Source organism: Catenulispora acidiphila DSM 44928 (assembly GCF_000024025.1).
In the GTDB taxonomy this organism is placed as follows: Bacteria; Actinomycetota; Actinomycetes; order Streptomycetales; family Catenulisporaceae; genus Catenulispora; species Catenulispora acidiphila.
Window position 1 is genome coordinate 135,087 of record NC_013131.1, and the last position, 20,565, is coordinate 155,651.

12 protein-coding genes and 1 pseudogene are annotated in these 20,565 nt (G+C 69.7%); 6 read left to right on the forward strand and 7 right to left on the reverse strand.

The window, feature by feature from the left end; genetic code table 11:
- Window positions 1-21 precede the first annotated feature (21 nt).
- Genes CACI_RS00660 through CACI_RS00670 form a run of 3 tightly spaced genes read left to right on the forward strand, consistent with a single transcriptional unit; the run spans window position 22 to window position 4,390 of the window.
- The gene (locus tag CACI_RS00660; RefSeq protein ID WP_012784381.1) at window positions 22-1,722 is read left to right on the forward strand and encodes a heparinase II/III domain-containing protein; all 1,701 of its coding nucleotides are present in this window, start codon (window positions 22-24) and stop codon (window positions 1,720-1,722) included.
- Window positions 1,722-3,620 (forward strand): DUF2264 domain-containing protein, encoded by a 1,899-nt coding sequence (locus tag CACI_RS00665; protein WP_012784382.1) that lies wholly within the window; start codon window positions 1,722-1,724, stop codon window positions 3,618-3,620. The genes CACI_RS00660 and CACI_RS00665 overlap by 1 nt, the downstream gene beginning before the upstream one ends.
- Window positions 3,617-4,390, forward strand: a complete 774-nt coding sequence (locus tag CACI_RS00670; RefSeq protein WP_012784383.1) for a sugar phosphate isomerase/epimerase family protein — start codon at window positions 3,617-3,619, stop codon at window positions 4,388-4,390. The genes CACI_RS00665 and CACI_RS00670 overlap by 4 nt, the downstream gene beginning before the upstream one ends.
- A gap of 7 nt (window positions 4,391-4,397) precedes the next feature.
- On the opposite strand, the gene CACI_RS00675 is transcribed toward CACI_RS00670, so the two are convergent.
- Both CACI_RS00675 and CACI_RS00680 read right to left on the reverse strand, forming a co-directional pair.
- Complete coding sequence (locus tag CACI_RS00675; RefSeq protein WP_012784384.1) at window positions 4,398-5,480, reverse strand: LacI family DNA-binding transcriptional regulator; 1,083 nt, start codon at window positions 5,478-5,480, stop codon at window positions 4,398-4,400.
- A 40-nt stretch (window positions 5,481-5,520) separates the two neighbouring features.
- A complete protein-coding gene (locus CACI_RS00680; protein WP_012784385.1) occupies window positions 5,521-8,679 on the reverse strand; it encodes a LuxR C-terminal-related transcriptional regulator in 3,159 nt (1,052 codons plus the stop codon).
- Window positions 8,680-8,935: 256 nt separating this feature from the next.
- Here CACI_RS00680 and CACI_RS48890 point away from each other — a divergent pair, with 256 nt between their 5' ends.
- Entirely contained in the window at window positions 8,936-10,804 is a 1,869-nt protein-coding gene (locus CACI_RS48890; RefSeq protein WP_012784386.1) for a putative Ig domain-containing protein, read from the forward strand.
- Between the two features lie 69 nt (window positions 10,805-10,873).
- On the opposite strand, the gene CACI_RS00690 is transcribed toward CACI_RS48890, so the two are convergent.
- The 3 genes from CACI_RS00690 to CACI_RS00700 form a co-directional block, all read right to left on the reverse strand.
- A complete protein-coding gene (locus tag CACI_RS00690) occupies window positions 10,874-11,704 on the reverse strand; it encodes a sugar phosphate isomerase/epimerase family protein (protein ID WP_012784387.1) in 831 nt (276 codons plus the stop codon).
- A gap of 321 nt (window positions 11,705-12,025) precedes the next feature.
- On the reverse strand, window positions 12,026-13,102 hold the full coding sequence (locus tag CACI_RS00695) for a dihydrodipicolinate synthase family protein (protein WP_012784389.1): 1,077 nt from the start codon (window positions 13,100-13,102) through the stop codon (window positions 12,026-12,028).
- Between the two features lie 8 nt (window positions 13,103-13,110).
- Window positions 13,111-14,271, reverse strand: coding sequence for a Gfo/Idh/MocA family protein (locus CACI_RS00700; RefSeq protein ID WP_012784390.1), 1,161 nt, complete (start codon window positions 14,269-14,271; stop codon window positions 13,111-13,113).
- A 93-nt stretch (window positions 14,272-14,364) separates the two neighbouring features.
- On the opposite strand from CACI_RS00700, the gene CACI_RS00705 reads away from it, so the two are divergent.
- Window positions 14,365-15,423, forward strand: a complete 1,059-nt coding sequence (locus CACI_RS00705) for a LacI family DNA-binding transcriptional regulator (protein ID WP_012784391.1) — start codon at window positions 14,365-14,367, stop codon at window positions 15,421-15,423.
- Window positions 15,424-15,509: 86 nt separating this feature from the next.
- Complete coding sequence (locus CACI_RS00710) at window positions 15,510-16,370, forward strand: EamA family transporter (RefSeq protein WP_012784392.1); 861 nt, start codon at window positions 15,510-15,512, stop codon at window positions 16,368-16,370.
- A gap of 180 nt (window positions 16,371-16,550) precedes the next feature.
- On the opposite strand, the gene CACI_RS00715 is transcribed toward CACI_RS00710, so the two are convergent.
- Together CACI_RS00715 and CACI_RS00720 are read right to left on the reverse strand one after the other, a co-directional pair.
- Window positions 16,551-17,171: a response regulator gene (locus CACI_RS00715; protein ID WP_012784393.1), complete on the reverse strand. Its 621-nt coding sequence runs from the start codon at window positions 17,169-17,171 to the stop codon at window positions 16,551-16,553.
- Window positions 17,168-20,491 (reverse strand): annotated as a pseudogene (locus tag CACI_RS00720) (HAMP domain-containing protein); the annotation flags it as partial. The pseudogene CACI_RS00720 and the gene CACI_RS00715, both read right to left, overlap by 4 nt.
- Window positions 20,492-20,565 lie beyond the last annotated feature (74 nt).

The following is a 20,565-nucleotide window of genomic DNA, read 5'->3' on the forward strand; positions in this document are numbered from 1 at the left end:
AGACTGAGGCATGATCGGCGCATGAGCTACCTGGCCGCCCTGGAAGACGAGGTCCGCGACGTCGTGGCGAGGGCGGCCGGATCCGCCGCGCCCGAGCTGACCTACACGCTGTATCGGCAGTTCGGCGACACCGGACACCGTTTCAGCTACGAGCATCCCTATTTCGAGCGGCGCGGGCGGCTGGTCGCAGCCGGTGCGGCCGCGATCTTCGACCTGCGGACAGACAGCGCCGTGAGCCCGGAGGTGCTCGCCGTTCTCGCCGACGAGCTGTGGCGAATCTGCGACGAGCACACCTGGGCCCTGCCCGCGCACGAGCAGTACGCGCGGGACGGGGACATGCGGCGCAACGTCGACCTGTTCGCGGCCGAGACCGCGCACACCGTCGCCGACTTGATCGAGCGCTTCGGCAAGCAGCTGCCCGAAGACGTGATCATGCGCTGCCGCGAGGAGTTGCTGGACCGGGTCTTCATCCCGTTCGCCGATGACCAGCGGCCGATGGCGTTCGAGAAGATGACCAACAACTGGCTCGCCGTGGTCGCCGGCGGCGTCGGAATGGCAGCGCTGGCCTTCTTCCCCGACGATGCCAAGCGACTGGCGATGATCCTCAAGCGCGCGCAGAAGTCTTTGCGCCGCTTCATTGAGTACTACCCCGCCGACGGCGGTTGCTCGGAGGGCATGGACTACTGGGTCTACGGCTTCGGGTACTTCGCCTACTTCGCCGAGGCCTGGAGGGAGCGAGGCGGCCCGGATCTGTTGCTGGACACCAAAATCCGCGAGATCGCCGCCTTCCCAGCCCGAGTCGGATTCGGCGACGGACGCTTCCCCAGCTTCTCCGACGGTTCGGAGACCGCGACGATCCCGACCGGATTGATGGCGCGGCTCGTCGAGCGGCTCGGCGTGCCGGTGCCGCGCATCGAGACGGTTCCGACCTTTGCGTCAGACTTCTGCCATCGCTGGCCGCACCTCTCCAAGAACATCGAGTGGACGACGGAGCGCGTGCTGAATCGCGCGGCCAGCCCGGGTGTTTCGTACCTGCCGGATCTGGCGTGGGTCGTCGATTGCGGCGGCGAGGCGGAGTTCGCGGCCAAGGGCGGGCACAACGACGAGTTCCACAACCATCTGGACGTCGGCCAGTTCATCTTGCGTGCGCACAGCGAGACGTTCCTCGCCGATCTCGGTGCGGGCGAATACACCGCCGACTACTTCGGGACCAAGCGGTATCAGCACGTTCATACCGCAGCCGAGGGGCACTCGCTCCCGGTGATCGACGGCCGCGGGCAGTTGCCGGGCGCCCAGCACGCCGCGAAGGTCGAGCGGTTCGCCGAGACCGGGCAGGGCGCGATCCTCACACTGGACATGACCTCGGCCTACGAGGTCCCCGGGCTGCTCGCTCTCGGACGCCGCTTCACCTGGCAGCGGCACGGCAGCCTGGTCGTCGTGGACCGGGTCGAGACCGACCGTCCGATGCCCTTCGAAGAGCTCTACATCAGCCGGATCCGACCCGTGCTCGAGGCCGATCGCGTGGTGTGGGAAGGCGAAGCGGCGCGCTGTGTACTTACCTGGCAGGAAACCCTGGCGATGACCCCGGAACTGGAGACCATCGAGACGACCGGTCACCGCGGGGAGCTGGAAAGCGTTTTCCGAGTTCGGCTACGATGCATGATCGAGGCTGGTGCCAGCCGGCTGGAGTCCGTGTTCACCGTCGAGCGCAAGGAGCGTTGATGGCCGGCGCGTTGGATGTCCCCGAGGACCGGCGGGCTTCGCCGTACACCGGCTGGACGCGCGAGCACTGGCTCGCGCAGGCCGATCACCTGCTCGATTCGGTGAAACCGTTCGCCTCCCCCAGTTCCGCGCGCTTCGAGCTGCCGGGGCGTCCCAGCGTCTCGGGTTTCGACTCGGACGCCTTGGAGGGCTTCGCGCGCACCTTCCTGCTCGCGGCGTGGCGGATCGTCGCCGACCAGGGTCGGGGACCGGTCGCCGAGGATCTGATCGCGCGGTACTCGTCGGGGCTGGCCGCCGGTGCGGACGCCGCGCATCCCGAGGCCTGGCCACGGATTCCGCAGGGACGGCCGGGGCAGCCGATGGTGGAGGCGGCGTCGATCGCGCTGGGTCTGCACTACACGCGCGAATGGCTGTGGGACAAGCTGGACACGCGCGCTCAAGGGCTTGTCGCCGACTGGCTCGGCGAGTTCGTCGGCAATCCGACGTGGCCGAACAACTGGATGCTGTTCCAGACGGTCACCGAGGAGTTCCTGTCGTCGATCGGCGCCGAATATGAGGAGTCTGAGATCCTGCGGGGTCTGGACGCCACCGAGGAGTGGTACGTCGGCGACGGCTGGTACACCGACGGCGCCGGGCGCAACTTTGACTACTACATCGGCTGGGCGATGCACCTGTATCCGCTGGTGTGGACGCAGATGGCCGAGGGTGGGGCGCGCAATGACCGCGCACTCGCGGCGCGCGAGGTGTACCGGGACCGGCTGCGGCAGTTCCTGGAGCGCTACTTCGACTTCTTCGGCGCCGACGGCGCGCCGATCCACCAGGGTCGGTCGCTGACCTACCGATTCGCGGCGGCCGCGCCGATCTGGGTCGGGGAGATGTTCGACTGTTCCCCTTACGGCGCAGGGCTTTCGCGGCGTGCGGCCAGCGGCGTGATGAAGCACTTCGCCGAGCACGGCGCCCCCGATGAGCGCGGGTTGCTGACGCTGGGATGGCATGAGCCGTTCCTGCCGATGGTGCAGAACTATTCGGGCCCTGCTTCGCCGTACTGGGCGTCGAAGGGGTTCATCGGACTGATGCTTCCGGCTGACCACAGGGTGTGGACGGCGCCGGAGTCGCCGCTGCCGGTGGAGGTCGCGGACTTCGAGACCGCGATCGGCCCGGTCGGCTGGTCGCTGAGCGGGACGAAGCGCGACGGCGTGGTCCGGCTGCTGAACCACGGCAGCGACAAGGCACGCCACCACACGACGCCGCTCGCCGAGTACACCGACGCCTTCTACTCGCCGCTGGCGTTCTCGACGGTGACCGCGCCGGACACCGAAGCCGAGGCGTGGGCCAAGCGCGTCGGCAACCACGTCGCGCTGATCGCGCCGGACGGCCGGGTTACCTCGCGCGCCGTGATCGAGCCGATCGGGGCGGCAGCCGAGTGGGGCGCGTCGCGGCACGTCCCGGGCTTCGAGGAGGAGCCGGGCGGTACGGTCCGCGGGGTCGAGGGCGCGGAGATCGAGACTCAGACCTTTGTCAAAGAAGGCGCCGAGATCCGGGTCCACCGCGTGACGGCGCCTGCCGGCTGGACCGTGCGCGAGGGCGGTTATCCCGTCGCCGGTCCTGAGCAGGTGCTGCGTGGTGAGAACGAGAAGCTGCCCGGTGCGTTCGCGATCAACGACCTCGGGGTGATGTCTCGGATCGAGAGCCTTGGCGGTTGGACGTCGGCCGGTGTCGAGAGCGAGTTGGGCGCCAACGCGCTGGGAGCGTTCTCGGGGACGCCGTATCTGATGGCAGAGCATCCTGGCGGGACGGTGTTCTACCGGTCGAAGGTCATGGTGTATCGGCTCCCTGATGAAGGCGTCGATGAAGGTGCCGATGAGAGTGTCGACGAGGGAGGCGAAGTCGCCGAATGAGCTGGCCGCTGGCGTTTTCGACGTTGGGCTGTTCCGGGTTGCCGTTGGCGGACGTCGTGGAGTTGGCGCGGTCCACCGGCTGGCTCGGGTTGGAGTTGCGGGCAGCTGATGACGAGCCTGTGCACGTCGGGCTGTCGCCGGAGGAGCGGGTAGCTGCGCGGGCATTGCTGGAGTCCGGCGGCGTCACGGTGTTGGCGGTCGCGTCGTATGTCAAAGTGGCTCGCGGGGAGATCGGCGACGACGAGTGCGTCGCGGACGCTTTGGCACATGCCGATCTCGCACGGGATCTCGGGGCACCTTTCGTGCGCGTTTTCCCTGGTGCGGAGGAGCCTGGTGCCGACGCGGACGCGCGTGCGGTGCGTCGGCTGAACGCGATCGCGGAGCGGTTGCCCGAGGGCGTCGCAGTCCTCTTGGAAACTCACGACAGTCATCCACAGGGTGTGGATATCGCTCGGGTACTGTCTCAGGTCTCTGGTGATGTCGGGACGATCTGGGATGTCATGCATCCGTGGCGGACCGGCGAGCCGATCTCCGTCACGAAGGACGTGCTGGCGCCGTATTTGCGGCATGTGCAGGTGAAGGACGTGCTCTCGCCGACCGAGCGGACGCCGTTGCCGCTCGGCGACGGCACGATTCCGCTGGCTGAGTTCTACGCCGCGTTGCGCGAGTTGGGATATCAGGGCTGGATGTCGCTGGAGTGGGAGTCGAAGTGGCATCCCGAGGCTGTGCCTCTGGCTGACGCTTTGAAGGTGAAGCCAGACTTCGCTTGAGCCCGGCTCACCGGTTGATGAGCGGTCGCACCGAATCCCGCATCACGATATGGGTGCCCAGCACGACGTGCTGATTCGGGGCGGCGGCTTCGTCGCGGTGCAGGGCGAGGCGGACGGCTTCGCGGCCGAGTTCCATGTGCGGGATCGAGACGGTGGTCAGCGCTGGATAGAGGTCCTGCGCTTCTTGTTCGTCGTTGTATCCGATCACTGATACCTGGTCCGGGACGGAGACGCCGGACTCGCGCAGTGCGACGAGGGTGCGGGCGGCGATGTGGTCGTCCCAGGCGAACACCGCGGTGAAGTCCGGCGGTCCGGCGGCCAGCCGCTTCTTGAGTTCGGCGTAGGCGAACGGCGGGAGCTGGTTGCCGACGATGACCAGGGCCGGGTCCGCCTCGATCCCGTAGGCCTGGATGGCGCGGCGGTATCCGTCGAGGCGGTCGCGGGTGGTGGTGTTGGCCTCGTCGCCGCCGATGAACAGGATCCTGCGATGCCCTTGGGACAGCAGGTGGCTGGTCGCGGCGAACGCGCCGCCGGCGTTGTCGTACTCCACGACCGTGACCGGCAGGTTTTCGCCGGGTGAGGGGCGCCCGCAGATCACGAGGCGCGAGCCGGCGCTGTCCAGCAGGCGGGCCAGGCGCGCCATGTGGTCGCGGTATTCGGGGGAGTCGACGACGCCGCCGACCAGGACGACCGCGTCGACGTTCTGCTCGCGCAGCGTCTCGACGAGCTTCACCTCGCGCTCCGGGTCGCCACCGGTGGTGCTCACCATGCAGAGCCGGTCCTCGGCCATCGCCTGCTGCTCCACGCCGGAGGCGACGCGGTTGTAGAAGGGCGAGGTCAGGTTGGACAGCAGGACCGCGATCATCTTGGAGCGGTTGCCGGCCAGGGCGCGGGCGTGGGCGTTGACGACGTAGTCCAGCTCGCGGACGGCGCGCAGGACTTTGGTGCGGGTGGCGGACGCGACCGGGTAGTTGCCGGTGAGGACCCGGGACACGGTCGCGACGGAGACCCCGGCTCGGCTCGCCACGTCGCGGATCGTCGCCGCGCGGGGGGTGGTCGAGTCGCGGTCGGCTTCAGGTCGTCTCGGCACGGGGAAAGAATACGTTTTCTAAAGCGTTTCCCCTAATCAGCTAATCATCGCGCAAGAGGACGGCGAGCTGCGTGCGCGATCGGACGCCGAGCTTTCGGTAAACGCCGGTCAGCACGCTTTCGACGGTCTTGACGGACAGGAAGAGGTTCGCGGCGATCTCGCGGTTCGGCAGGCCTTCGGTGACGAGGGCGACGATGCGCTGTTCGGCGGCGGTGAGGTCTGGCGCGGGTCCCTGCCCTGGGCCGTGCGCCGGTCCCGGCGTTTCGGTGACGACTTCGGCCGGTTCCCAGAGCGGCGCCTGCGCGCGCTGGAAGATCGCTGTGGCTTGGTCGTGGAAGCGGCGTGCGGATGCCGCGCGGCGCCGGCGCTTGTCGATGATCGCGCGGGTGAGCAGGACGCGGCCGCGTTCCAGGGGGAGGCCGAGCGTGTGGAAGGTGTGGTCGGCGCGGTGCAGGAGGGCTTCGGCGCGGGCGTGATCGCCTTGCGAGGCCTTGATGACGGCGTCGGCTCGGTCGAGCGAGGCCAGGACGCCGCGGCGTCGGAGCTCCTCGGCGGCGCGCCGGGTCTCGGTGACGATCACGGCTGCCTCGTCGGGCTGGCCGAGCGAGACCAGGACCTCGGCGAGGTCGGCGTGGAAGCGGACGGCGGCCGGATCGGCGATGCCCTGCTCCGCTACCAGGGTCCTGACACGGTTCAGGTCGTCGGCGGCCGCTGCGGTGTCGCGCAGGAGGAGCCGGATTCCGCCGGACAGGGCGAGGCAGCGGGTCAGGAAGATCTGGTCCTGTTCCTGCGCCGAGGCGGCGGTCCCCCGATCGGCGAGGCGCAGCGCCTCCTCCAGCGTGCCGCCGGCCGTCTGCGCCAACGCGGCGGTGAACCACACGGGCCCGGGCGAGGCGCGGTCGGCGCCGGGGAGTTCTTCGAGGCGGCGTGCGCTGCGGATGGCGGCGGCGCCGTGGCCGGCGCGTGCGTCGATCTCCACCGCGCCGCGCAGCAGGAGCGCGCGATCAGCGTGGCTGCCGCTGCGCTCGGCGTGGGAGGTGAGCTGGCTGAGATGGTGGCGCGCTTCGTCGAGCTGATCGGCGAACAGCGCGAAGCGCACACTCAGCCAGCGCGGGGAGTTCAGCAGCGCGCCAGGAGGCTCAGGACTGAGCGCCAACGCCCGCCGCAGCACACGCGGATACGAGGACTCGCCGAGCAACTGCTCGATGCGCGCCAGCATGACCAGCGCGGCAGCCCGCGACTCAGCATCCTGCGACAACTCGGCAGCCCGCACCGCAGCCCGCGCGGCGTCATGCGCCCGCCGATTATCGCCGAGCGCGAGATGCGCATGCCACGCGACCCGCAGATGCACGGCGGAGAGCAAAGCCGGATCAGCCGCCGCCTCAGCATCAGCCAACGCCCGCCCCAGAATCCCATCCAACCCCCCCACCGCCTGCCCCGCCGCATCAACCACCGCCAACCGAGCCCGAGCCCGCGCCGCATGATCGGACTCGGTGCGATCCAGCCGCGCCACCGCGGTACGCGCCAGGTGCGGACGGCCCGCAGCAGCCGCGTCGGTGGCGGCGGCGAGGAGGAGGGCGGCAACGGCGGTGGGGCGGGGGGTGGTGCGCGATGCAGGAGGTCGGGGCGGTTGGTCGGTGGAGGCTGCGGTGGTCGATGGTCTGCCGGCTGGTGCGGAGGACGCGGCTGGCTGGCGAGTGTCGCTGGCATCGAGAGCGGTGAAGAAGCTGGTGGCCGGTGTCGGGTCGCTGATCGGCTGCGAGGTCGCAGCTGGCTGGCGAGTGGCTCTGGTGGGGAAGTCTGCGGTTTGTGGCGGTGTGTCGGCGGGCTGCGCGGTCGCGGCTTGGTGGCGAGTTGTGCTGGCATCGGGCGCGCTGAGGGAACCTGTGGTGGCGGTCGGGCCGCTACTCGGCTGCGCGTGTGTGGCGTGCTGGCGCGCGGCGCTGGCATCGCGCGCGACTGGCTGCTGATCGGCGTGCTGCGTCCGGTCGGCTGTCCCGCTCACCGGAGCCGGCAGCGGCGCGAGCGAGCCGTTCGAGGCGTCCGTGGTTTCGGCCATGGTTTCGCGTGCCGGCATCATCTCCGCCGCGAGCAGCCATAACTCTGCCGCGCGTCCTGGGTCGCCTCGTCGGCGTACTGCTCGGGCGGCGATGGCCAGTTCGGAGGCGACTTCCAGGTCTGGGCGGTCGCGGGCGGCGGTGGCGCGGTGCCAGAGGCGGGCGGTGGGGTCCGTGGTGGTTTCGGCGAGGAGGAGGTGGGCTGTGCGGAGGGTTTCCTGGGATGCGTCGGCGAGGACTGTGTCGCGGACTGCTGTGGCTGGGAAGGTGACTGTGCCGTGCACGTCGACTGTGATCAGTCCGGCTTGTTCGGCGCAGGCTAGGGCTTCGAGTGTGGCTGGGCCCGCGGTTCGCCGCAGGGTGGGGATTGCGGGGTCGGCGGCGATCGCGGCGATCAGCAGGGTGCGCCAGACGTTGTCCGGGGTCGGCAGTTCGTCGATCCAGCCTCGGATGCAGCGTCGTGCCGCCGCCGGTGTCGTGACCGCGTCGAGTGCGCCGGAGGTGGCGTCGAAGCCGCGGGCGATTTCCACGGTCAGCCGGGCGTTTCCGCCGGCTGCGGTGTGAACGCGTGCCGCGATGCGGAAGCCGATTCCGCGTTCCTGTAACAGCGTCGCGGTCTGTTCGGCGGTCAGTGCGGGGACTGGGACTTCTTGGGCGTCGCGGCCCAATAAGTCCACCGGGCCGCCGGGGCGGGTTGCCGCGACGACCGGGATGCCGTGCCGGGCGAGGTGGGCCAGGACGTCGAGGCTGTCCGCGTCCCACCATTGGAGGTCGTCGGCCAGGAGCAGGACGCCTTTGTCGGGCGGTATTGCCGCGTCCAGGCATGCGCGTGCGGCGAGGCGGATCGCTACGCGATCGGGGGTGCCGGGTATCCGGCGGAGGGCTTGCTTGAGGGCCGCGAGCCAAGGTTCGGGGAGGTCGGGTGCCTCGGTGAGGAGGTCGGTGAGGGCGGCGAAGGGGACGTCGCGGTCGGTGGGAGCCGCGGTCAGCCAGACGACGTGGTCCTCGCGGGCGATCCAGGGTTCTGCCACGGCGTCGAGGAGGGCGGACTTGCCGCGGCCGGGTGGTGCCGTCAGGACGGTGGGGACGGCGTCGGCCGCGCGCGCGGTGAGGTCGGCGACGAGCTCCCCATGCCCGATCATGTCAAGTCCTTGGCGATCATGATGCCGGTGACGGCCGCGGAGACCGTTTCCGACGGCCCGCGGCGGCTGTTCGGGGAAGGTTACGCCGTGTTCGCCCGCGGTCACAAGAGTTCCCGCTGTGTTCCCGGCCACGACGTCCGACGTAAAGGGCTGGTCATGGTGGAGCTGTTCAAGGGTTTCCCCCGATGCGGTCGGACGTGCCTTTCAGCGGATTCTTAGCTCGCCACCCACCCCCTCTACCCCACAGAAGGCGGAGATGAAGAACACGAACACGCGGCGGCGGGCTGCCGCGGCCGGAGCGGCTGTCGCCACCATGGCGGCCGGCTTCGGACTCCTGGCGGCCACCGCGCAGACCGCGCAGGCCTGGGAGATCAACCCCGCGTCCTGCAAGCACGCCCCGCACAGCCACAAGCACGGTGTGCAGCCTACGGAAACGCAGACGCTCTGCGACCGTATAAACGCCGCCGGACATGCGGCTCCGACCGGCTCCGAGACGCTGTCCTACGGCGGCGGCGTCGACGGCATCGGTGTGAATTCCGGTAAAAATCAGGTCTATCTGGTGTTCTACGGGTCCCAGTGGGGCACGCAGACCGCCGGCTCCAACGGCGTCTCCAGCTTCTCCGGCGACCCGAAGGGCGCCGCGCCGGCCGCCCAGAAGATGTTCAAGGACATCGGCACCGGCGGTGAGACCTGGTCGGCCGACCTGACCCAGTGGTGCGACGGCCCGAACGTCGCCGCCGGCGCGACCAGCTGCCCGAGCAACGCCGCCTTCGTCCCCTACCAGAGCGGGGGTGTGCTGGCCGGTGTCTGGTACGACAACTCGGCGGCGTCCCCGGCGAAGGCCAGCGGCCACGCCCTCGGCGTGGAGGCGGTGAACGCGGCGGCGCACTTCGGCAACACGACCGCCGCCTCGAACCGCAACGCGTACTACGTGATCCTGTCGCCGACCGGCACGAACCCGGACGACTACGAGAACCCCTCGACCGGCTACTGCGCCTGGCACGACTACAACGGCGACACCACGCTCACCGGCGGCGCCGTCGCCAGCAGCTACGGCGACATCGCCTTCAGCAACCAGCCCTACAACATCGACGCCGGCCAGACCTGCGGCACGAACTTCGTCAACTCCGGCAGCGCCGGAACCCTCGACGGCTACACGATGACCCTCGGCCACGAGTGGCACGAGATGATGTCGGACAAGAACCCGGCCGGCGGCTGGACCAACAACACCGGCTCGTCCTACAACGGCCAGGAGAACTCCGACGAGTGCGCGTGGCTCAAGCCGGGCACGACCGGCGGCGCGGCGAACGTCACGCTGGGCTCGGACACCTTCGCAGAGCAGGCGAGCTGGTCGAACGACACCAACGGCTGCGCGATGTCGCACCAGATCCTGACCCACAACGGCGGCGGCGCGGTCACCGTCACGCAGCCCGCGGCGCAGACCTCCACGGTCGGTAGCGCGGTCTCGCTGCAGATCCAGGCGTCGGACTCGACGTCCGGTCAGACCCTCTCCTACACGGCCACCGGCCTCCCGCAGGGCGTTGCCATTAACAGTGCCAGCGGCCTGATCTCCGGCACTCCGACCACTGCGGGCAGCTCGTCAGTGACCGTGACCGTTAAGGACACCACCGGTGCTTCGGGCTCGGCGACCTTCGGCTGGACGGTGAACTCGACCACCGGCGGCGGCACCGTGATCACCAACGGCGGCTTCGAGAACGGCTCGCTGTCCGGCTGGACCACCTCCGGCGTCACCGCCGCGACCGCCACCGGCCCGCACGCCGGCGGCTACGCGGCCGAACTCGGCAACCTCAACCCGAGCAGCACCTCGACCATCGCGCAGACCTTCACCGCGGGCGCGGGTAACAGCAGGCTCGCGTTCTGGTACAACGTGACCTGCGACGACACGGTGCAGTACGACTGGGCGACGGCCACGCTGAAGGACAACACCACCGGGACGACCAAGACCGTCCTGGCCAAGACCTGCACCAACCCGACCTCGGGCTGGAAGCAGGTGACCGCCGCGGTCACCGCGGGCGACAGCTACACGCTGACGCTGTCGAACCACGACGACAACTACGCGGGCGACCCGACGTACACGCTGTACGACGACGTCGCCGTGTCGTAGATGATCAGCACCCGGTAGGACGGAAGCGGATCCGGCTCTCGAGCCGGATCCGCGCGCGTCCGGGAGCTGTCACAGACCCGAGGCGGCGCTGACCGCCTCGTGGCGGGAGCGGACGGTGGCGATGGTCCGGTCGCCGTCCGCGTCCCAGATCTCCTGGTTGAAGATCTCCACCTCGGCATAGCCGGTCCACCCCGCGGCGGTGACCAGCGAGCGCATCCGCGCGAAGTCGATGTGACCGTCGCCGACGTGCCCGCGACCCAGCAGCATGTCGGCCGGCAGCGGCACGACCCAGTCGCACTCCTGGTAGGAAAGGATCCGATTTCCCTTACCGGCACGGGCGATCGACGCCTCCAGCTGCGGATCCCACCAAACGTGGTAGGTGTCGACCACGACGCCGACCTGCTCGGCCGGGAACGCCTCGGCGATGTCGAGCGCCTGCCCCAGCGTGGAGACCACCGCCCGGTCGGCGCAGAACATCGGATGCAGCGGCTCGATCGCCAGCTTCACACCATGCTCGGCCGCGAACGGCACCAGATCGGCGACGCCCTCGGCAACGGCGCCCCGCGCGGCGGGCAGGTCCTTGGACCCGGAGGGGAGCCCGCCGACGACGAGGATCAGCACATCGGTCCCGACGCCGGCCGCCTCGAGCACCGCTTGCTTGTTGTCGGCGAGCGCGGCGGCGCGGTCCGCGGCGGAGGCGGCGGTCATGAAGCCGCCACGGCAGAGGCTGGTGACCTCGAGGCCTGATGCGCGCACGATCTTGGCGGCGGCCTCGATGCCGATCTCTTGGACGCGGTCGCGCCAGAGTCCGATGGCCGGGATGCCCGCGCGGACGCAGCCTTCGGCGGCCTCGGCGAGGGTGAGGCGCTTGACGGTGGCTTGGTTGAGGGAGAGTTTCATGCGGGCACCGCCGCGAGGCCGGTGACCGGCAGACTGCGGACGCGGGCGCCGATGCCGGATCCGCTGGCGGATGGGCGCAAGCGGAATAGCTCGAGAGAGTTCATGGGGTCACCGTCGCGGGGTCGGTGGCGGGCAGCTTGCGAGTGCGGTTACCTGCGCCGGATTCGGTGTTAGTTCGGGGCAGTTCGGAAGTGCTTATGCGGCGACCGCCGCGAGTACGGATGCGGCGGCGGGTGCCTGCGCTGGATTCGCTGTCGGCGGCGGCAGCGGCATCGTCGGCACCAGCGGTATTGGTACCGGCGCCCGGCATCTCAGCGCTCGTCATGCGACCACCGCCGCGAAGCGCTGTGCGGCCAGCTCGGGGTCGTCGATGACGCCGGCGGCTTCGGCGAGGTGGAGGAGCTTTGTCAGGTGCGTGGTGTCGCGGGCTGTTTCGAGGGCGCCGACCATGCGGAAGTGGGCTTGGTGGCCGTTGAGGTAGGCGAGGAAGACCAGGCCGGTTTTGTAGTGGAAGGTGGGCTTCTCGAAGATGTGGCGGGATAGGGCGACCGTCGGGTTCATCAGGCGGTCGTAGGTCTGGAGGTCGCCGCGGTCCAGGGCTTGGAGTGCTTGTGCGGCGGGGCGGGCGATGCCGTCGAAGATGCCGAGGAGGGCGTCGGAGTGGCCGGTGGTGTCGCCCTTGATCAGTTGGGGGTAGTTGAAGTCGTCGCCGGTGTAGAGGCGGACGCCTGCGGGGAGGCGGCGGCGGAGTTCGAGTTCGTGGTCGGCGTTCAGGAGGGAGATCTTGATGCCGTCGACCTTCTGCGGGTTGGCGTTGATCAGCTCCAGGACTGTTGCCATCGCGGTGGGGATGTCGGCGGAGCCCCAGTAGCCCGCCAGCGCCGGGTCGAACATGTCGCCCAGCCAGTGCAGGATCACCGGGTTCGCGGCCTGGTCCAGCAGTGCACGGTAGGTCGTCAGATAGTCCTCGGCCGAGCGTGCGGAGGCGGCCAACGCGCGGCTCGCCATCAGGATCACGCGTGCGCCTGCCGCCTCGACCACGTCAAGCTGCTCCTCGTACGCGGCCCGGATGTCAGGGAGCGAATGTGCTCCGGCGGACAGTTGGTCGGTGCCCGCGCCGCACGCCAGGAGCGTGGGCACGTTCCCCGCGTCCACTGCCTTCGCAGCCGCGCCGCTCCGTCGGATCAGTTCCTGCGTCGCCGACCAGTCCAATCCCATGCCGCGCTGCGCGGTGTCCATGGCGTCCGCGATGCCGAAGCCCAGCGACCACAGGTGCTCGCGGAAGCGGAGCGTCGCGTCCCAGTCCAGGACCGCGGGCTTCCCCGCGCGGTTGTCAGCCTCCGGATCCGCCACGACATGCGCGGCGGCGTACACGACGCGCGAAGTGAAGCCCGCCATGGCGCCGCTCACTTCCCGGTCCGGTCGAGCTCCGGCACGGCGACCTTGCGGCCCTCGCGCCAGGACTGCGCGCCGAGTTCGGCCAGCTGCACGCCGCGGGCGCCGGCCCACAGGTCGTGGCTGTACGGCGCATCGGCGACGAGGTGCGCGAGGAACATCTCCCACTGGACCTTGAATCCGTTGTCCATGACCGCGTTGTCCGGGACCTCCTGCCACTGCGCGAGGAAGTCCTCGGTCGCGGGGATGTCGGGGTTCCAGACGGGCTTCGGGGTGGCGGCGCGGTGCTGGGCCTTGCAGTTGCGCAGGCCCGCGACGGCGCTGCCGTGCGTGCCGTCGATCTGGAACTCGACCAGTTCCTCGCGGTTGACGCGGGTGGTCCAGGAGGAGTTCAGGGAGGCGACGATGCCGCCTTCGAGTTCGAAGAGGGCGTACGCGGCGTCGTCGGCGGTGGCCTTGTACTCCCGGCCCTGCTCGTCCCAGCGGGTCGGGATGTCGGTGCGGGCTTCGGCGTAGACGCTTCGGACCGGCGCGATGATGTGATCCAGCACGTAGCGCCAGTGCGGGAACATGTCCAGGATGATGCCGCCGCCGTCCTCGGCGCGGTAGTTCCACGACGGCCGCTGCGCCGGCTGCCAGTCCCCCTCGAAGACCCAGTAGCCGAACTCGCCGCGGACGGACAGGATGCGGCCGAAGAAGCTGGAGTCGACCAGTCGCTTCAGCTTCAGCAGGCCCGGCAGGAACAGCTTGTCCTGGACCACGCCGTGCTTGATGCCCGCGGCGTCGGCGATGCGCGCGAGGCTGATCGCGTCGTCCAGGGTCTCGGCGGTCGGCTTCTCGGTGTAGATGTGCTTGCCCGCTTCGATCGCCCGGGTGATGGCCGGGACGCGGGCCTGCGTGACCTGCGCGTCGAAGTAGACGGTCACCGAGGGGTCGGCCAGGGCTTCGTCCAGGGACGTGGTCCACTTGTCCAGGCCGTGCCGGGTGGCCAGCGCCTCGATCTTCTCGGCGTTGCGACCGACCAGGATCGGCTCGGGCCAGACCGTGCGGCCGTCGGGGAGGGCCAGGCCGCCCTGGTCGCGGATGGCGAGGATGGAGCGCAGCAGGTGCTGCCGGTAGCCCATGCGTCCGGTGACGCCGTTCATCGCTATGCCGACCGTTTCGCGTGTCATCGCTGCTCCCGAGATCTAGTTGTGATCACCCAAGGGTCCGGGAGACGCCGGAAAGCGCTTTCCGCACCTGCCCCGAGGCGATAGGTTACGAGCGTGTCCACGCAGCGGTCAACACCCTCGCCGGCTCCGCGCCGCGGCGGCGCCACCCTGCAGCAGGTGGCCGACGCCGCGGGCGTCTCGCTGGCCACCGCCTCGCGGGTGCTCAATGGCAGCACCAGGACGGTGAACCCCGAGCTCAGCGAGCACGTCCGCGAGGTCGCCACGCGCCTGCGCTACGTCTCGCACGGCCCGGCGCAGGCCCTCGCCCGCGCGACGACCTCGCTGGTCGGGTTGCTGGTCCACGACGTCAACGACCCGTATTTCTCCGCCGTCGCCGCCGGTGCGATGCGGGTGGCCCGTGAGCGGGACCTGCTGGTGATGGTCGCGAACACCTACCGCGACCCCGAGCTGGAGCTGGACTACATCACCCGGTTGGGCGCGCAGCGCGCCCGCGCGATCCTGGTCGCCGGCTCGCCGCCGGTGGACCCGGCGCTGGCGAAGCCGCTGCGCGAGCGGCTGCTGGACTACCAGCAGGGCGGCGGTCGCGTGGTGAGCATCGGCGACCAGGGACCGGACATCGACGCCGTGCTGCCGGCGAACGTCGAGGGGGCGCGCGCGGCGGCTCTGCACCTCACCGCGCTCGGACACCGCGAGATCGGAATGGTCGCCGGACCACGCGGACTGGTGACGATCGCCGACCGGTCCGAGGGCTTTCGCAGCGGCCTGATGGACAGCGACGGCGATCCGGTCGGCCACGAGATCGAGGGCGCCTTCACCCGCGACGGCGGCTACGACGCCACGCAGCGCTTGCTGGCCGCGCATCCCGACGTGACGGCGGTGTTCGTGATGGCCGACGTGATGGCTATCGGCGCGTTGGCGGCGTTGCGTGACGCCGGACGTCGCGTGCCGGACGACGTCAGCCTGGTCGGCTTCGACGATCTGCCGATCTGCGCCGACCTGATGCCCGCGCTGACGACGGTCCGCGTCGATACCGAGGGCATGGGTGAGCAAGCGATGCGCATGGTGGTGTCCGAGGTGCAGGACGAGGGGCGCGCGGTCGTGCACAGCGCTACGGAACTGATCGTGCGGGGGAGCACGGGACCGGCCGCCTGAGTCGGTTCGCAGGACACATATATAAGGGTGGGGAATTGAGTCTGCTCAGTGCCGAGGCTTCGGCTGCCGGTGCGCCCGGAATCCTTGTGCCCGTCGTCTTATCCGCCGCCTTCCTGCACGCGAGCTGGAACGCGATTCTCAAGTTCGTCTCCGACAAACTCACCGCATCGCTGCTGATGACGGTGTCGTCCGGAGTGCTGGCGGCGATCGGCGTCTTCCTGCTGCCCGCGCCGGATCGCGCGTCGTGGGTGCTGTTGCTGGTCTCGGCGGCGTTGCACGTCGGCTATTTCCTGATGCTGATCAAGACCTTCGAGATCGGCGACTTCAACCAGGTCTACCCGCTGGCGCGAGGGCTGTCGCCGGTGGTGGTGGCGTTCTTCGCCACCGCCCTGGGCGATCCGATGTCGCGGCACCAGACCGTGGGCATCGCAGTGGTCTGCGGTGGGCTGACGACGCTGGTGTTCTCCGCCGGACGACCCAAGCGCGCGCAGGGCAAAGCACTGTTCTGGGCAGCGATGACCGGTCTGTCGATCGCGACGTACACGGTCACCGACGGTGTCGCGGTGCGGCACTCGAAGACCGCCGCGGGCTACACCGCCTGGATGATGCTCGCGGAGAGCACGCTGATGACGGCCGCGTGTGTGGCGATCATGACGCGGCGCGGCCGGGTGTCCACCGCGGCGGGACTGCTTCCGACGCTGAGGAAACTGAGCCGCGGCGACGTGCTGCGCGGAGTGATCGCGGGAGCACTGTCGCTGTTCGCCTACGGCCTGGTGCTGTGGGCGCAGACGCGCGGGGCGCTCGCGGCGGTGTCGGCGCTGCGGGAGACCAGCGTGATCTTCGGCGCGGCGCTCGGGTCGGTGTTCCTGCGCGAGCCCTTCGGGCGGTATCGGATCTTCGCGGCGGTGGCGATAGCCGGTGGGATCCTGATTCTCGAGGCGGCATAAAGCAGCCGGGCAGCTGGGGAAGCCGGGCAGCAAAGCCGCAACGCAAAGCTGCCGGCCAGCCAAGCTGCCGGCCAGCCAAGCTGCCGAGCTGCCGAGCAGCCGAGCCGCCCGGCAGCCGAGCCGCCACGGATCAGATCAGATCGAGCCAGACCAGCTCAGGCCAGACCATCCCAAACCACCTCAGACCCGCACCGCGTCCAAAGCCGCCCGCATCCGCACGACCCGCCGCTCCAGCCGCCCGACCGGTCCCTCGCGTCCGCTCTGGTCGATCAGCAGGGCCAGGGTGCCCTCGATGGCGCCGAGCCGGTTCGACAGCTCGTCGAGCATCCGGGGGGTGACGCCGGCGGTCTCGCGCAGCATCTCCGCCTGCTCCTTCAGCTGGCGGTTCTTGCGGTGGAGCTCGGCGAAGACGCCGACCTTGGCGCGCAGGACCCAGGGGTCGAAGGGCTTGGTCAGGTAGTCGGCGGCGCCGGCGGCGTAGCCGCGCAGGGTCTGGTGCGGGCCGTCGCCGGCGGCGGTGAGGAAGATGATCGGGGTGTCGCGGGAGCGTTCGCGCAGGCGGATGTGCGCCGCCACCTCGAAGCCGTCCATGCCGGGCATGCGGACGTCCAGCAGGATCACCGCGAACTCCTCGCGCAGGACTGCGCGCAGGGCCTGCTCGCCGGAGGCCGCGGTGACCAGTTCGTGGCCCAGGGAGCCCAGGATGGACTCCAGCGCCAGCAGGTTCTCGGGGCGGTCGTCGACCAGCAGGATCTTGATGTCGCCGTCGGACGGCGCCGAGGCGCGGTGCGCGTCGTTCACTGGGCCGGGCCTCCTGGTGCGGGCTGGGCGCCGGTCTCGGCGTCGAGCCAGCCTCGCATGACGGTCAGCAGATGCGGGGTGTCCACGGGTTTGGTCACGTAGTCCGAGGCGCCGGCCTCGATGGACTTCTCCCGGTCGCCGCGCATCGCCTTGGCGGTCAGGGCGATGATCGGCAGGTTCTTGTAGCGGTCGATCTCGCGGATCGCGGCCATCGTGGCGTAGCCGTCCATCTCCGGCATCATCACGTCCATCAGGACCAGCGCCACATCGTCGGCGCGTTCCAGGGCCTCCAGGCCGGCGCGGCCGTTCTCGGCGTTCAGGACCGCGCAGCCATGCTGCTCCAGGACCGAGGTCAGGGCGAAGACGTTGCGGATGTCGTCGTCGACGATGAGGATCTTCTCACCGTCGAAGGTGATGTCCGAGCCGGCCGCGTGCAGGTCCGTCGAGGGCAGGTACAGGTCCGGATGCGGTGCTTGTTCGGGGATCATCGGCAGGGTCGGCGCGGGTTCGGCGATCGCTCCCGTCGGGCCCGGACTGGTGCCGTAGCCCAGGCTGCCGGTGCTGCCGAACACCGCGGCGCCGTCCGGTCCGACGGCGTGCGGCAGGAACAGGGTGAACGTCGAGCCGCGGCCGCGCTGGCTCTCGGCGCGGATGCCGCCGCCGAGCAGCTTGGCGATCTCCCGGCTGATGGACAGTCCCAGCCCGGTGCCGCCGTAGCGGCGCGAGGTGGTGCCGTCCTCCTGCTGGAAGGCCTCGAAGACGGTCTGGATCTTGTCGTCCACGATGCCGATGCCGGTGTCGGAGACCGCGAAGGACACCGCGGGCTCCAGGGTGACCTCGTTGCTGTCCTCCGGGCCGCCGAGCACGACGTCGCCGACGGTGTCCACGACCAGCTCGACATGCCCGGTCTCGGTGAACTTCACCGAGTTCGACAGCAGGTTGCGCAGTACCTGCTGCAGCCGCTGCTCGTCGGTGAACAGGTGCGCCGGGACCGAGGGCGCGACCCGCACCCGCAGCTCCAGGCCCTTCTGCTCGGTCTGCGGGCGGAAGGTCGCCTCCACGTAGTCCACCAGCTGGCTGACCGCTATGCGGGCGGGCTGCACGTCCATGCGCCCGGCCTCGATCTTGCTCAGGTCCAGGATGTCGTTGATCAGCTGGAGCAGGTCGCTGCCCGCGCCGTGGATGGTCTCGGCGTACTCCACCTGGCGCTCGGTGAGGTTGCCCTCGGCGTTGTCGGACATCAGCCGGGCCAGGATCAGCAGGCTGTTCAGCGGGGTGCGCAGCTCGTGCGACATGTTCGCCAGGAACTCGGACTTGTAGCGCGAGGACATCGTGAGCTGGTTCGCGCGCTCCTCGAGCTCCTGGCGCGCCTGCTCGATCTCGGAGTTCTTGACCTCGATGTCCTGGTTCTGCCGGGCCAGCAGCTCGGCCTTCTCCTCCAGCTCGGCGTTGGAGCGGCGCAGCTCCTTCTGCTGCATCTGCAGCTCGTCGGTCCGGGCCTTGAGCTCGTCGGCCAGCCGCCGGGACTCCCCGAGCAGCTCCTCGGTGCGGGTGTTGGCGGTGATGGTGTTGACCGTGACGCCGACCATCTCCATCAGCGACTCCATCAGGGCCCGGTGGACCTCGTCGAAGCTGTGGAAGCTGGCCAGCTCGATGACCGCCATGACCTCGTTCTCGAACAGGACCGGCAGCACCGCGACCGAGGACGGCGGCGCCGAGCCCAGCCCGGAGGAGATGCGGATGTAGTCCACCGGCGCGTGCTGGATCATGATCGGCTTGCGCTCGACCGCGGCCTGGCCGACCATGCCCTGGCCCAGGCGGAAGCGCGAGGTGACGTCGGGGGACTCGCGGTCCACGCCGTAGGACGCGATGAGGTTGAGCACCTTCGTGCCGGATTCCTTGCGCGCCAGGTAGAAGGCGCCGTACTGGGCGTTCACCAGCGGTGTCAGCTCGCTCATGATGAGCGCGGAGATCGCGTCCAGGTCGCGCTGGCCCTGCATCAGGCCACTCATGCGCGCCAGGTTGGTGTTCAGCCAGTCCTGCTGGTCGTTGCGGCGCGTGGTCTCGCGCAGGTTGCCGATCATCTGGTTGATGTTGTTCTTCAGGTCGGCGACCTCGCCCTTGGCCTCGACCGTGATCAGCCGGGTCAAATCGCCGGCGGTCACCGCGGTGGCGACCTCGGCGATCGCGCGGACCTGGGTGGTCAGGTTCGACGCCAGTTCGTTCACGGACTCGGTGAGGCGCTGCCAGGTCCCTGAGACGTCCTCGACAGTGGCCTGACCGCCGAGCTTGCCCTCCGTGCCGACCTCGCGGGCGACGCGGGTGACCTCGGAGGCGAAGGCGGAGAGCCGGTCCACCATCGTGTTCAGCGTGGTCTTCAGCTCCAGGATCTCCCCGCGCGCCTCGACGTCGATGCGCTTGGACAGGTCGCCGTTGGCGACCGCGGTGGTCACCTGCGCGATGTTGCGGACCTGGCTGGTCAGGTTGTTCGCCATCGCGTTGACGTTGTCGGTGAGGTCCTTCCAGGTCCCCGCGACGCCGCGGACCGTGGCCTGGCCGCCGAGCTTGCCCTCGGTGCCGACCTCGCGCGCCACGCGGGTCACCTCGTCGGCGAACGTGCCGAGCCGGTCCACCATCTTGTTCAGGGTGGTCTTCAGCTCCAGGATCTCGCCGCGGGCGTCGACGGTGATGGACTGCGTCAGGTCGCCGGAGGCCACCGCCGTGGCGACCTGCGCGATGTTGCGCACCTGGGTGGTGAGGTTGTCGGCCATGGAGTTCACCGAGTCGGTGAGGTCCTTCCACGTGCCGGCGACGCCGGGGACGCGCGCCTGGCCGCCCAGCCGGCCCTCGGTGCCCACCTCCAGCGAGACGCGCGTGACCTCGTCGGCGAACCCTGAGAGCTGGTCGACCATCGTGTTGATGGTGTCCTTCAGCTCGAGCATCTCCCCGGCGACCTCGACCGTGATCTTCTGGGTCAGGTCGCCCTGCGCGACCGCGGTGGTGACTCCCGCTATGTCGCGGACCTGCGCGGTGAGGTTGCGGGCGGCGGAGTTCACCGAGTCGGTGATGTCGCGCCAGATGCCCTCGGCGTGCTCGACCGTGGCCTGCCCGCCGAGGCGCCCCTCGGTCCCGAGCTCGCGGGCGACCCGGATCACCTCGGAGGCGAAGCCGGACAGCTGCCCGACCATCGCGTCGATGGTCCGGGCGAGTTCGGCCACCGGCCCGTCGACGATGTCCCCGGACAGCGCGATCTTGCGCGACAGGTCGCCTCGGGCCACCGCCTGGGCCACCTCCAGGATCGCTCCGAGCTGGCGGTCCAGCTCGGGGTCCGTCCTGGCATCCGATTGCAGCGTCATCGCCGCGCCTCCTCGCCATGGGCGGCCGGCCCGCGCCT

Bases quoted from the DNA above. Each gene is read 5' to 3' on its own strand.
- CACI_RS00660 (WP_012784381.1), top strand. From the start codon at position 22: ATGAGCTACCTGGCCGCCCTGGAAGACGAGGTCCGCGACGTCGTGGCG.
- CACI_RS00665 (WP_012784382.1), top strand. From the start codon at position 1,722: ATGGCCGGCGCGTTGGATGTCCCCGAGGACCGGCGGGCTTCGCCGTAC.
- CACI_RS00670 (WP_012784383.1), top strand. From the start codon at position 3,617: ATGAGCTGGCCGCTGGCGTTTTCGACGTTGGGCTGTTCCGGGTTGCCG.
- CACI_RS00680 (WP_012784385.1), bottom strand. From the start codon at position 8,679: ATGATCGGGCATGGGGAGCTCGTCGCCGACCTCACCGCGCGCGCGGCC.
- CACI_RS48890 (WP_012784386.1), top strand. From the start codon at position 8,936: ATGAAGAACACGAACACGCGGCGGCGGGCTGCCGCGGCCGGAGCGGCT.
- CACI_RS00690 (WP_012784387.1), bottom strand. From the start codon at position 11,704: ATGAAACTCTCCCTCAACCAAGCCACCGTCAAGCGCCTCACCCTCGCC.
- CACI_RS00695 (WP_012784389.1), bottom strand. From the start codon at position 13,102: ATGGCGGGCTTCACTTCGCGCGTCGTGTACGCCGCCGCGCATGTCGTG.
- CACI_RS00700 (WP_012784390.1), bottom strand. From the start codon at position 14,271: ATGACACGCGAAACGGTCGGCATAGCGATGAACGGCGTCACCGGACGC.